Origin of the sequence: Alteromonas sp. DY56-G5, from assembly GCF_041414725.1 — a bacterium.
Classification (GTDB): domain Bacteria; phylum Pseudomonadota; class Gammaproteobacteria; order Enterobacterales; family Alteromonadaceae; genus Alteromonas; species Alteromonas macleodii.
In genome coordinates this window covers 64748-77371 of record NZ_JANHZQ010000019.1, presented here as the reverse complement: position 1 = coordinate 77371, position 12624 = coordinate 64748, and the positions used below count along the sequence as shown (strand labels likewise).

Genomic DNA, 12624 nt, shown 5'->3' with positions numbered 1-12624 from the left:
ACCCCAGAGTAGTGAGGAAAAGACCGACTAAATACCCCACAAAGAAAAATGCCAGTCAGCTTAACTGACTGGCATTAGGATTTTAATCCGGCTTTTTTTTATACTATCTTAATACTTCTTGTCACTTATTAAAAAGCACGATACCTTTATCAAGGTAAACTCACGGACGTTAGAAGTTTTAAAATGCTAAAAAAAAATATTCAATTTGCTGCTCTCGCTCTATTAACTTGTATTGGATGCACACCAAAGGCTCACCAAGATTACATTCAAGAAACCAAAGTTGCACTTGAGAATGGGCAATCAAAAGAGGCTGAAGTATTAATTAAACAAGCGATGAGTGAGGAGCCAACATCTGAACTCAGGCTATTGCTTACAGAAGTTTACTTACTAAATGGCAATATAATTGGTGCCAAACAGCAACTCGAAAAAGTAGATATTGAAGCGCTAACCCCATCCGAACAGAGCAAAGCTGAGAGCTTAAACGCACATATAGCTATCCTTAGTTTTGATAGCAGTTTCCAAAGACTTATAGATAAAAACAGTACTTGTCGCGATTGTATGTTGGCAGAAGCGTGGTCTAGCGTCGCACTATCAAACTCTATAGATTTAGAAAGAATAGAAGGCGACACGGCCGTATTTAGCGTCTTTGAAGCATTTAATAGCAACACTCTTACAAGCTTAGATGTTTCACCACTAATTGACAATTCCACATCCGATATTGAGCTGCTTGTGATGGGCGATCTATTAAGGCGGTCGAATAATATTGACGGTATGATAACAGTTTATAATGCGTATAAGAAAAATAACCCTAACGTATTGAACATCAATTTGCCATTAGCTCAAGCTCTGCTAGTTAATAATGACTTTAAAAAAGCGAAAGAACTTGTAACCCCTGTTCTTGCGAGATTTTCTAAAAACCCAATGGCTAATTACCTTAATAGTTTAATTTTATTAAGCGAAAATAAACATGATGAAGCATATAGCGCCATATCTTTAGCTGATACCTACGGAATAGATATGCCTTCTGTTTCGTTAACGAAAGGGCTTTTAGAGTTCAATTCTCAAAATTATGAATCAGCATTAAGTAGCTTTGAAAAAGCAACAAATATGGCACCAAACAACGAATTGGCAAATACCATGCTTGTTGCTACCAAAATCAAACTGGGCATTACCGACGATGCACTAGAAACTCTAGCAACTCAAGAAAGCTTCTCAGAGCTGGATGTGTCTACCATTGGACAACTTATAGGCACAGAAAGCCATGCCAGAGAGTGGACTACGCTACAATCAAAGCTCGCTCAAAGCGAATCGCCTAGAGCAAGGGTGCTTAGCGGACTTATCGAGTTAGCACGTGAAGGGAGTTCTGAAACACTGAGTAAACCAGGCGACACTTCAGATAGCACTTATAATCTCATTCAAGTTGCGATGATGATGAACAAGGCTCAATTTGACGAAGCGCTAAAATATGTAAACAAGTGGCTGGAAAGAACAACTGACAAAGTAAAAGTCATGAACTATAAAGCAGCCATCCTTATTGCTAAAGGTGACAGAGATAGCGCAGCGTTAGTTTATCAAGACTCTTTGGAGCTTTTGCCTACAAATAGAGCTGCTCACATGTTCATGGCTCAGTCTGCTGCGAAGAACAAAGACTATGAGAGTGCACTGAATTCTCTTGATAAAATACTAGAAAATAATCTCAACGATGTCGTTGTGCTAAAGTTATACCTTGCTTTCCAAAAGCTTTCTAAAAATAAAGAATACGAATCGAAATTACATACCTATATTGATAAAGCTATTTCAGAATTTGACGACAATGTTCTTTTTAAATTGATGAAGGCGGGTATTTTCGCTACTCAAGGCGCAAATGAGCTTGCTCAAAGAACTCTAAACACTACAGATGCCGAAAAGGCAAAACTAATCAATCAATACTGGGAATTACAGTTCTACCTAGCGAGCCGTTCGAATAACGCCAATCAAGCAAGAGATATAGTCAAGGCATGGAATAAACAGTTCCCTGACAGCACACGCCCAAATATTGCATTTGCAACATACCTTGAGAACACAGGCCAATTAAAAGAAGCGATCTCAGTACTAGAACAAGTCCCGCACTCTCTTGACCGACCAAAAGAAAGCCTTGCGTTAGATGCAAAGCTAGTTTCCCTTTACATTCATCAAGGGAACTTATCTAAAGCGAAGTATAAAATCGGACAGATTGAGAAAAAGTCGAACGCTCCATCAGAGCTGTTAGATTACCTAAACGGTACCTACGCTATTAAGCAAAATAATTTGGATGAAGCGACATCATTACTCACAAGAGCTTATAACGAGTCAAGCAATTCTCATACGCTTAAATTACTTCATGCGCTAAACATAAGGCGTGGCAATGTCGACTATGGGGTTCTTAAAGCGCACCTTGAGCAACATCCTAACGACCTATCAATAAAAGCACTATTAGCTGAGTCATTAATAGGACATGACAACGCTCAGTCGATAGCTATTTTTGAAGACATCATTAGTAAAACAAGTGGTAACACTGATGTATTAAATAACTATGCATGGGTCCTTTACCTTGACGGTAAAAACGACAAAGCTTTTGAAATTGCAAAGCGAGTCGTTGAATTAAATGCATCAAACCAAGACTATTTAGATACGTTGTTTCGCATTTTAACTTCTTCAGAGCGTTATGATGAGATAACCCCGTTTTCAAATAATGTTAGTTCTAACGCTAATGCGCTTTTGTTAGCAAACGCACACATGCATCTTGACGAACAAACCCAAGCTCAGAAAGCTTTAGCGACTGTCGAAAAGTCGAGTTTGACTGAAGAAGATTTATCTTTGTACGAGCGTATTTCAAAAGACGTAAAAAATTAGTACATGGAAGAAACACAATGGCTAACAAATGTAACTTGGGAGCAACTCTCCACTGTCTTACATGAAGTAAACTGTGATAACTTTTCGCCGTTTTTGAGTGAGGGTTTTCTCAAAGCATGGTTTTCCCAAAAGACATTTCCGGTTCATATGTTTTTGCTCTACGAACAAAGTACTGTGAGTCACTTTGCGTTAATCGGTGAGAGCTTTAAAAAGAAATATGGGCTGACTTTTAAGTTAGCCCATATAAACCAAACTGGTTGTCCTGATAACGACCAAGTGTGGATAGAGTACAACACGTCACTTGGCTTACCTGAAAATCAAAACCGTTTCTTTGATTTACTCTTAAAAGAACTAAAAAGCCAAAATTTCGATATTCTTAATGTTTCAATGACATGTGAATTTCTTTTTCCCAAAAAATACTTGAACGACTTACGCATTGACGCTCATATTTCATATGGTTTTCGTCGTTCTCTTTCACCAGAACTTACTATAGAGCAGCTAATCTCTCGCCTTTCAGCTAATAGTAGAAGCAAGTTAAGAAGGAGTATAAAAGAAGTACATCTTCGCTTTGGTCCAATTAAAGTGACAATTGCTGAATGTTTAGAACAAAAACTCTTATTTCTAGAGCAATTAGAAATACTTCACATAAAGCGGTGGGGAGACTCTACCTTTGGGAGCGGATTTGAAAATAAGGTCTTCAAAGGCACGCTTAAGAACTTTTTGATAAGTAATGGCAAGCTTTGTGAAATAGCAAAAGTTACAGCAGGAGATGCTTTGCTAGGGTATACACTCAACTTCGTACAAAAAGACGCGGTCTTTTTTTACTGCTCTGGAGTAAACCTTGAGTTTGCATCTAAGCATATTAAGCCTGGTTATATTCTGCATCTTGCTTTAATGGAGTATTATGCACAACAAGGGTTAAGTTGGTACGATTTTATGGGAGGAGCAAGTCAATACAAACAAACTTTGTCCAATGACACTGTTGTATTTCACTCGTTACAAATTCCAACGATGACATTCAAAGGTGTTCTCACACGATTGAGAAATTATTTGGCAAATGCAGCAGTTACTCTCGCAAAGCACGCAAGACCTTCGCAGGGTTCCCACCTACTATAACCCCCGCAGGCACATCATCAATAACTACAGAACCTGCTGCTACCACACTTCCTCTGCCAATATTGGCCATAACCAGTGCACCGTTGCCCAACCAACAGTTCTCTCCTACAGAGACTTTGGTGAAAACGCCGCCCTGATCTTTAATCGGCTTTTCTGGGTCAGAAAAATTGTGTTGTCCTTTGCCACTCATAATGTGCACACCGCTTCCCAGCAAAGTATTTTTCCCAATAGCGCATTTACCAATGTTACATTGCGGACCTATGTACACCCCCTCGTCAATCTCAGTATCTTGTTGTGAAAACAACGTGGCGAAACCGATGAGAACGTTTGGCGCACACGAGGTCATGACAAACCGATAAAAGCCCGAACGTAAATAACACCCTAGTTTACCGGGTATAAGCGATAGCAACTGGCTAAAAGAGGAAAGCAGCGAGTCTTTGTTTACCACAATAGACAGCATTAAATACATAAGCGTGAAAGGAAACATTACAAGTGCACAAAGGGCAAAAAAACTCTTCTTAACTATTGACTTCATATTCGTGCCATTGCCATTTTCAACGGGCTCAGTTGTTGTTCCCAGCTATATTCGCTAACTATTGCTTGATAGCTACATTGTGCTTTATGTTGTGATAGCTCTAAGTTTTCAATACTCTCAACGCATGCAGCTACAAAGCTGTCTACATCATCTACTATCCACATGTTGTCAGCATTGGCAAACGAGATCCCTTCAGCTCCCATAGACGTGGTTATTATCGGTAGTTTACATGCTGCCGCTTGAAGGACTTTGTTCTGCACGCCCCTTGCCAACCTAAATGGCGCAACAAACGCATGAGCTTGGTGAAAATAAGGCAATATATCATCGACAAAGCCCGTGACATCTATGCCATCGCGGTCTGACAACGCTTTTATTTCTTCAACAGGGTTCATACCACCCACGGTAAATTTTGCATCCGGCGCTTTTTCACGAATGAGTGGCCAGCAATTTTTAACAAACCAAAGTACCGCGTCTACATTAGGCTTGTAGTCCATCACGCCCGTGAACAAGAAATGCGGCGCAGTGCTTATTGTCGTCGCGCAAGGCTGCGTTTTCGCTGGATAAAACGCATCGAAGTCTAATCCGTTTCCAAGCACTGTTATCGCTTTCGATGAGTCTACTGAAGAATTAAATAGCTGCGCCTCTTCCTTTGCAATCAAAAAACACTCATCAAACCGTTGGTTTGTTTTAGCCTCAAGCTTTTTTATACCCTTGCTTTCACGCTGATATACGCAGCGCATTAAGAATGAAGAAGAATCTGCGTATTGCGCCCACTTATCTGAATCAACGTCCATAAAGTCCATAAACAAGCGACAATGGGTAGTGTTGTAATAAGGCGAGTTGAAGATGTAATAGCTTAAACTCGACGCGGTTAACAGCAGCGCATCCTCACCCTCTTTCAGCTTTTCATCAATAACATGTTGAAGTGTTTTTGAGTAAAACGCTCCAACACTTATGGGCAAACCTTGCAGTAAGGCCGAAGCATAACGCGTGAATTTGCTACCTAACTGGTAAGAGTTAACCGAAATTCCAAGATGCTTGGCTAACGCTTCGGCATTTTTTTTATCTTCTGCAGTTTCTATGAGAGAAAAAACTTCGACTTCGTACCCTAAGCGATTTAGAAATTCAATTTGATGATATGTTCTAAGTTTTTCGCCCTTATTTGGGGGATAGGGTACTCGTTGCGACAACACGCAAACTTTCGACATCAGCGCCTTCCAAGCTATCTTTAGTATTTTTATTTGTCCTATTATCATACTACTTCGAAGCAAATATAAGGTCAAAGTAACAAATTAGTGATGAAGGCTACACAAGTGGCAATTCCATTGGCATACTAGAGTCATTATGCATATGTTCATCAAGAACATTGCTCACGGAAGAAATAAAGAAAGCAGTAATGACACAAACGGTTGGAACTATCCAGATTGCCTCTTTAGCCAAAGAGACGTGCGGACATTTTAAAACAGGGTTGCCCTGCCCTAAGGGAATGTGGCCCGCCGTCACTCAATTTCGGCTTGCCGCAAACGGAATACTACTAACTGATGCTTTTATCAAAACCTCGCAGCTATGGCCAGATGGTTCAATAAAGTGGTTGTTATGTGAAGGTTTGATTGATTTACAGCGCCATTCGGTAAGCGATGAAATAGTTCTGACGCTAGAAGCGGTGGTGAGCGACTCACCATTGAACAAGCTTGTCTCACCTGTAAACAATAACGATGAGGCGCTTTCACTGTCTCTGGGCAGTGGCAAAACATTCACAATTAACAAAGCCAAGCCTTTTCAGTTTGTAACCGACAAGCACTTATCCAGCTCTTTCGATATTGTTGATATTAATCCTCAATCGATAACCCCTATTGCATTCTCTTATGCTCTTCATTGCAATAACAACGAATACAGCGCATTAACCGTTGAACAAAAATACGAGATTAGGCTTGGCAGCGATAAAAAGCTGATTGTTGAAACAGAGGCGTCAATCTTCCTTAGAACCGGAACGGTTTGTGCTCATTTAACAATGCGAAACCCAAGCGCTGCGTCACACCCAAATGGGAAGTGGGACTTGGGAGACCCAAACAGTATTTATTTAAAAGAATGCTGTATCTCGTTCAAAGGTAAATCGCTGCAGCCTACGCTGACGCTAAATTCTGATGTCTTTAGTTCATCTGAACATGAAGAGCTGACACTTCATCAGGCTTCCAGTGGTTTTGAAAACTGGCAAAGTCCAGTTCATGTAAATCAAGACAACGTTAACTCGCTTCCGTTTCGCGGTTTTAAACTTTACCAACCAGAGCACTTATTGCTTTCAGGTGACCAAGCAAAACCGCAAATTAAGATTTCAAACATCGGTAGCACTTTTAGTATTCATGTTGATAAGTTTTGGCAAAATTTTCCTTCTTCAGCACACTTAACAGCAGACAGTTTAAGCGTTAGCTTGTTAGGTTCAAGGCATAGTGAATGTACTGAACTTCAGCCTGGTGAACAAAAAACACGATGCATCTCGATCGCACCTTTTGAGATACAATCGCTGCAGGTAGTCATTGATAGCGCTTGGTTAAAAAACGCATCTGTTTTGCCTTTTCTCCCTTCTAAATCATGCGAGTTTGACTCACTTATAAGAAATGGCATTGAAGGTTCGTCTTCTTTTTATCAAAAGCGGCTCGATATCGACGAATTTGGCTGGCGACATTTTGGTGAGTTGTATGCGGATCACGAAAAGGCACTCGCACCTGACGAGCCCTTTTTCGTGTCACATTACAACAATCAATACGACCCTATATTTGGAATGCTGATGCAGTGGTTGTTAAGCGGCGATCCTCGTTGGTTTGAACTAGCCGATGATCTTGCCAAGCACGTTGCAGATATTGATGTTTATCACACCCGTGACGATAAGCCCGAGTATAGCGGCGGATTGTTTTGGCATACCGACCATTATGTTCAAGCATATACCGCTTCTCATAGAACGTACTCTAAACACCAGCCGTCTGGTGTTTACGATGATCATGCTGGAGGCGGCGGTCCGGGTGGGCAACATTGTTATACCAATGGTCTCACTTTGCATCATTTGCTTACTGGCTACACACCGTCTCGAGACGCCGCATTATCCATAACGCAATGGGTAACCAATTATTATGAAGGCGACGGTACGTTTGTAGGCGCCCTGCTTGCGTTTAAAAATAGCGATATTCCTGGTGTTAAAAATGTAAAAACAGGAAAGTATCCTCTAGACAGAGGTACGGGTAACTACCTGCAAGCAAGGTTAGATAGATACGAACTACAAGGTTGTGATAGTGACATTGAAGCAGCGTCCTATATTATAGCGAATACGGTCTCCCCCACCGATGACTTCGACCAGTTGCAATTGGATAATGTCGAAGCAACGTGGTTTTATACTGTATTCCTACAAGCAGTTTGCCGATTTATATCACTTAAAGAACAGCGCTGTGAATGTGACTCGAGCTATCAATACGCAGTAGACTCACTTACTCACTATGCCAATTGGATGGCAGTGAACGAATATGCTTATCTGGACAAGCCTGACATTCTTGAGTTTCCGAATCAAACGTGGAGTGGGCAAGACCTAAGAAAACTATGCGTACTGCATTTTGCATCTAACTATTTAATTGAAGCCCAACGTACACTTGCTGAGCAAAAAGCCGAGCAACTATCTGATACAATTTATCAACGCCTTAGTACGAGTGCTGAAACGAGTACCACGCGCGTACTTTGTTTAATGATGCAAAACGGTCATTACTCTGGTTTTAAGCAGGCTGCCCGCCCTCTTTCATCGACTTCTACACAAAAAGGTCAGGTTTTAACAGAGAAATCCAATTCATTGAGTTTTCTTTTGTCCAACCTTATTGATTTATCTCCGTCAAGAGAGAGAAAACAGCTAGTGAAACGTTTTCCACAACTTCAAAAATGGTTAGGTAAACCATGAGCATCAATACGTCTTTTATCATTCCGCATAAGGGGCGTGAAGACATGCTCATTGAAACACTTACAAGTATTGCGGGCCTAACAACTCCGAAAGAACAATACGAAGTTGTTTTGGTAAGTCAGAATAAAGAAATTTCAAATACGCTCAGCGCATTTATCGAAACAGTAAATTTGCGAGTTTTATATAACGAAGAAAATAACACAATTTCACATTCTAGGAATCTGGGTGCCGGCTTGGCGACAGGTGAATACTTGGCATTTTTAGACGCAGATGTTGCACTTGCTTCGAATTGGCTAGACGTGATGATTGATACTCTCAAAACGCGAGACAATACGGCTCTAGTTAGCGCCATGCAGGTGAACAGCCCTAACGCGCCGCCTTTAGAGAGAATAAGAACGGCGTTAAGCAATGCTGAACTTGATGTGCCTGTCAGTTTTCTACCTGGCCGCAACTTATTTCTTTTAAAGGAAACGTTTGAGGCAGCAGGTAAGTTTCCTGAACACCTTCTTACTTGTGAAGATTATTTCTTTACCGATAAGGTTAATAAATTAGGTGAGTTGTTTTACACCTCACAAACCCAGTATATTCACATTGGCGAAGACAAAGCTTACGCACCGATGTATAAAAAAGAAATATGGCGCGGCCAGTCCAATATTGCATCTTTAAAAGGAAGGCGCATTCCGCTGAGAGAATGGCCAAGTTTTGTTGTTCCTTTTGCATTTACAGGTGGTCTTTTACTGGCTTTTCTCGCGATAATATTCTCGCAACCTATTGTCGCTATAGTTATGTTAGTAGGCGCTTTTCTGCCTTTTACAGCGTACACGTGGCGACTAAAAAGGCTTGTTAAGCAGCAAGTAACTTGGTGGCATTGCTCACTTTTTTATCTGCTTTATTTTCCGGCTAGAGCACTTGGAACATTAATAGGAGTACGCGGCGCTGTTAGTACCAGCTCGCATAAATAACAATGAAAGTTTTACAGTTTATTTGTTCAACCGGTTTTTACGGTGCAGAAAGATGGGTGTTAGCGTTATCAAAGCATTTGCCAGATAGTGTTTCGAGTGAACTTGTTGTTACCTTAGAGCCGGGTACAGAAGAGCTAGAGCTAGTAAAACAGTTCAAAGCGATAGGAAAAACTCACCACATTCCTATGCAGGGTCGTTTTGACCTGCGTGCCGTTTCGAAATTGGCGGATTTAATTCAAGAACAAGATATCGATATTATCCACACTCACGGCTATAAGTCAGATATTTTGGGCGTAATGGCGGCTAGAAAAGCAGGTATTCCGTGTGTTGTAACACCCCACGGCTTTGAAAATGCTGCCGACTTGAAACTCCGTCTCTTTATTTGGTTAGGGTGTCAGTCGATGCGCTTTGCCGACAAAGTTGTTCCACTTTCTAAGCAACTAATGAGTGATGTGGAGAAGTTTAATATATCGCCTGACAAGCTTGAGTATATCCAAAATGGCGTAGACTTGTCTGAAGTAGAAGCCGTTAGACAAACAAAAACAGACAAGCCAAAAGAAAAGAAGACCATTGGCTTTGTGGGCCAAATGATCAGCCGGAAAAATATAAAAGCCATTTTAGACTGCTTCGAGTCTTTATATAAAAAGCGTCAAGATATTGAATTAGTACTGCTGGGTGACGGCGAAGACCGCCCCAGCTTAGAGGCGTATTCAAAAACACTGGCTAGTGCCAGCGACATTCATTTTTTAGGCTTTAGAAATGACAGGCTACAGCTGCTGCGCGACTTTGACTTGTTCGTAATGACGTCGACGCTTGAAGGCATCCCTCGCTGCTTAATGGAAGCATGCGCCATGGAAATTCCGGTGTCTGCTTATGACATTGCGGGTATCGACCAGCTAATAACACACAACGAGTCTGGTTTATTGGCTCCTCTTCACAACAGCAAGCAGCTTGAGAAAGATTGGGAGAGACTGCTAGATGACAAAGCACTCGCCACCTCACTAGCTCAAAACTCAAAGTCGTTTGTAGAAGCCAATTTCTCTGCTAAGAGAATGGCTGATGAATACCTTGAATTATTCGAAGGAATCCTGAAAGAGAGTGTAAATGCATAAACAGGACGTGTTATTTGTTTTAACTATTGATACTGAAGAAGAATGGCAGTGGGACGAAGAGTTTCCGCAGCATAACTGTTCAGTTGAAAACGTTGAAAAGCTTCCTGCATTTCAAACTTTCTGTGAAAGTCTTGGTATCCGTCCTACGTATTTTGTTGATTACGCCGTTGCAAGCAATAATGTTGGCAGTCAAACTCTGCGAACCTTTGCTAAGTCTAACAGCGCGGAAATTGGAGCACATCTACACCCTTGGTGTAACCCTCCCTATTTCGGTAAGACAACCGAAGCGGAATCTCACGTAATAAACCTTCCTTTAGAGCAAGTAGAGCAAAAACTCGATGCACTAAACGCCCTTTTACACGACGAAATAGGCGTTCGCCCACAGTCCTTTAGAAGCGGGCGATGGGGCGTAAGTGCCAAAATGCTTAGATTACTTGCATCAAGAGGCTATGTAGTAGATTCAAGCGTTTATCCTTTTTACAGGAACGACTATTTTAGCTGCCTAGGTGCACCAGAATCGCCTTATTGGCCTTCGTTTGACAACGCATTGGCTCCTGGAGAGCAGCGTCAACTGCTTGAGATCCCTGTTACCGCAGGGTTTAATATTCAAAACTTCTCTCTTGGTGAACGCATTCACAATCGACTATCTAAACCGCCCTTTAATTGGGTTAAATCTGTCGGTCTGCTTTGGCACAGTAAACTTTTAAGAAAGATTTATTTGAGTCCAGAGCTTACCGAAATCGAAGACATGCTTGCGTTAGTCGATCAAAGTATTCAGAAAAAACAACCCATTATTCATATGTACTTACACAGCTCTAGTTTAATCGACGGAGCAACGGGCCTTTTAGACGGGCCAAATGCATTTGAAACAATATGCCAGCGCATTGAGGTTGTTACGCAACACTTAGCGAAAAATGCCAATGTTAAATTTTGTACTATCTCAGAAGCCAAGGTGCATTTAAGTAACCGCAGCGCTTCAAGCGGTGTTATTAAAGGTGAGCAAAATTAATGACGGCACAACAAAATACAAAGTTACGAATAGCGTCAGCCAGCGACAAACCTTTGTGGGATGCCTATGTATCACGACACAAAAATGCTTCCGCTTATCACAAGTTTGCGTGGCTTGAAGCGGTAAAGGCCGCTTACGGTCATTCAATGCTTGGCGTTATTGCCACATGTGCTAATACGGGGCAAGTTGTTGGTGTTTTCCCTGCTGTTTTAATGAATATACCTTTGCTGGGCAAGCAAATATGTTCTTTACCTTATTGCGATGTAGGCTATGGCTTAGCCGACAACGACAAGGTGTTAAATGACATGCGTGCGCTTCTTGTTGCGCAGATACGAAACGTAACAGGAAAAAAATTGGAAATTAGAGGTATAGAACAATTACCTTTAGACAAAATCCAGTTTGAGAACAAAAAAGTACGTATGCTTTTGCCACTGCCTGAGTCAAGTGAAATACTGTTATCAAGTTTCAAATCTAAATTACGCAGCCAAATAAGGAAGGCGGAAAAAAATGGGCTTACCTTTGAGTTAGGCACATCGAACGTCCTAGTAAGTGATTTCTACAACGTATATGCTCAAAACATGAGAGATCTCGGCTCTCCTGTTCATGCCGAAAAATGGTTTAAGGCAATTATAAAAAGTTACGGTCAAAGTAGTTTAATTAGCGTGGTTTATCACGATGGCCAGCCTATTGGTGGTGGCGTTATCATAAAATCGGGTGACAACGCTTCTATTCCATGGGCCTCAACACTTCGTGACTTCAATCGCCTTGCTCCTAATATGTTGTTGTATTGGTCTTTGCTTTCCCATTGCGCCGACAATGGCGTGAAAGTTTTTGACTTTGGCCGCTCAACCTTTGAAGAAGGCACATATAAATTTAAAAAACAATGGGGCGCAGAACCTCAACTGCTTAACTGGCAGAGTTTTGATAAAAATAATGAGTTGATAGACGCTAAAAGCGACGCTAAGTCAGGCTCAAGCAGGGTAAGAGAAATAGCCGAAAACATTTGGCGTGAACTTCCCTTAAAATTTACCATTGTAACTGGGTCAATTCTTCGGCCTTATATCAGTTTGTAGGGATAACCATTC

The 12624-nt window shown here is 41.3% G+C and carries 9 protein-coding genes; 7 read left to right on the top strand and 2 right to left on the bottom strand.

What is annotated here, in order from left to right:
• Positions 1-183: 183 nt before the first annotated feature.
• A complete protein-coding gene (locus NO989_RS11315; protein WP_014979862.1) occupies positions 184-2871 on the top strand; it encodes a tetratricopeptide repeat protein in 2688 nt (895 codons plus the stop codon).
• A 3-nt stretch (positions 2872-2874) separates the two neighbouring features.
• On the top strand, positions 2875-3987 hold the full coding sequence (locus NO989_RS11310) for a GNAT family N-acetyltransferase (RefSeq protein ID WP_348670503.1): 1113 nt from the start codon (positions 2875-2877) through the stop codon (positions 3985-3987).
• On the opposite strand, the gene NO989_RS11305 is transcribed toward NO989_RS11310, so the two are convergent.
• Together NO989_RS11305 and NO989_RS11300 are read right to left on the bottom strand one after the other, a co-directional pair.
• Positions 3938-4522: an acyltransferase gene (locus tag NO989_RS11305; protein WP_156078639.1), complete on the bottom strand. Its 585-nt coding sequence runs from the start codon at positions 4520-4522 to the stop codon at positions 3938-3940. The genes NO989_RS11310 and NO989_RS11305 overlap by 50 nt on opposite strands.
• Positions 4519-5730, bottom strand: coding sequence for a TIGR03087 family PEP-CTERM/XrtA system glycosyltransferase (locus tag NO989_RS11300; protein ID WP_348670502.1), 1212 nt, complete (start codon positions 5728-5730; stop codon positions 4519-4521). The genes NO989_RS11305 and NO989_RS11300 overlap by 4 nt, the downstream gene beginning before the upstream one ends.
• A gap of 188 nt (positions 5731-5918) precedes the next feature.
• On the opposite strand from NO989_RS11300, the gene NO989_RS11295 reads away from it, so the two are divergent.
• The 5 genes from NO989_RS11295 to NO989_RS11275 are packed head-to-tail and all read left to right on the top strand — an operon-like array spanning position 5919 to position 12612.
• On the top strand, positions 5919-8456 hold the full coding sequence (locus NO989_RS11295; RefSeq protein ID WP_348670501.1) for a hypothetical protein: 2538 nt from the start codon (positions 5919-5921) through the stop codon (positions 8454-8456).
• Positions 8453-9418 (top strand): glycosyltransferase family A protein, encoded by a 966-nt coding sequence (locus NO989_RS11290; RefSeq protein WP_348667605.1) that lies wholly within the window; start codon positions 8453-8455, stop codon positions 9416-9418. The genes NO989_RS11295 and NO989_RS11290 overlap by 4 nt, the downstream gene beginning before the upstream one ends.
• A gap of 2 nt (positions 9419-9420) precedes the next feature.
• Positions 9421-10530: a glycosyltransferase gene (locus tag NO989_RS11285; RefSeq protein ID WP_020743977.1), complete on the top strand. Its 1110-nt coding sequence runs from the start codon at positions 9421-9423 to the stop codon at positions 10528-10530.
• Positions 10523-11539 carry a polysaccharide deacetylase family protein gene (locus NO989_RS11280; protein WP_283626614.1) on the top strand — a complete coding sequence of 339 codons (1017 nt, stop codon included), beginning with the start codon at positions 10523-10525 and terminating at the stop codon, positions 11537-11539. Before NO989_RS11285 ends, NO989_RS11280 begins: the two co-directional genes overlap by 8 nt.
• The gene (locus NO989_RS11275; protein ID WP_283626615.1) at positions 11539-12612 is read left to right on the top strand and encodes a GNAT family N-acetyltransferase; all 1074 of its coding nucleotides are present in this window, start codon (positions 11539-11541) and stop codon (positions 12610-12612) included. Before NO989_RS11280 ends, NO989_RS11275 begins: the two co-directional genes overlap by 1 nt.
• Positions 12613-12624 lie beyond the last annotated feature (12 nt).

Coding starts and splice junctions, on each gene's coding strand:
- NO989_RS11275 (WP_283626615.1), top strand. CDS start 11,539: ATGACGGCACAACAAAATACAAAGTTACGAATAGCGTCAGCCAGCGAC.
- NO989_RS11315 (WP_014979862.1), top strand. CDS start 184: ATGCTAAAAAAAAATATTCAATTTGCTGCTCTCGCTCTATTAACTTGT.
- NO989_RS11295 (WP_348670501.1), top strand. CDS start 5,919: ATGACACAAACGGTTGGAACTATCCAGATTGCCTCTTTAGCCAAAGAG.
- NO989_RS11300 (WP_348670502.1), bottom strand. CDS start 5,730: ATGTCGAAAGTTTGCGTGTTGTCGCAACGAGTACCCTATCCCCCAAAT.
- NO989_RS11290 (WP_348667605.1), top strand. CDS start 8,453: ATGAGCATCAATACGTCTTTTATCATTCCGCATAAGGGGCGTGAAGAC.
- NO989_RS11280 (WP_283626614.1), top strand. CDS start 10,523: ATGCATAAACAGGACGTGTTATTTGTTTTAACTATTGATACTGAAGAA.
- NO989_RS11305 (WP_156078639.1), bottom strand. CDS start 4,522: ATGAAGTCAATAGTTAAGAAGAGTTTTTTTGCCCTTTGTGCACTTGTA.
- NO989_RS11285 (WP_020743977.1), top strand. CDS start 9,421: ATGAAAGTTTTACAGTTTATTTGTTCAACCGGTTTTTACGGTGCAGAA.
- NO989_RS11310 (WP_348670503.1), top strand. CDS start 2,875: ATGGAAGAAACACAATGGCTAACAAATGTAACTTGGGAGCAACTCTCC.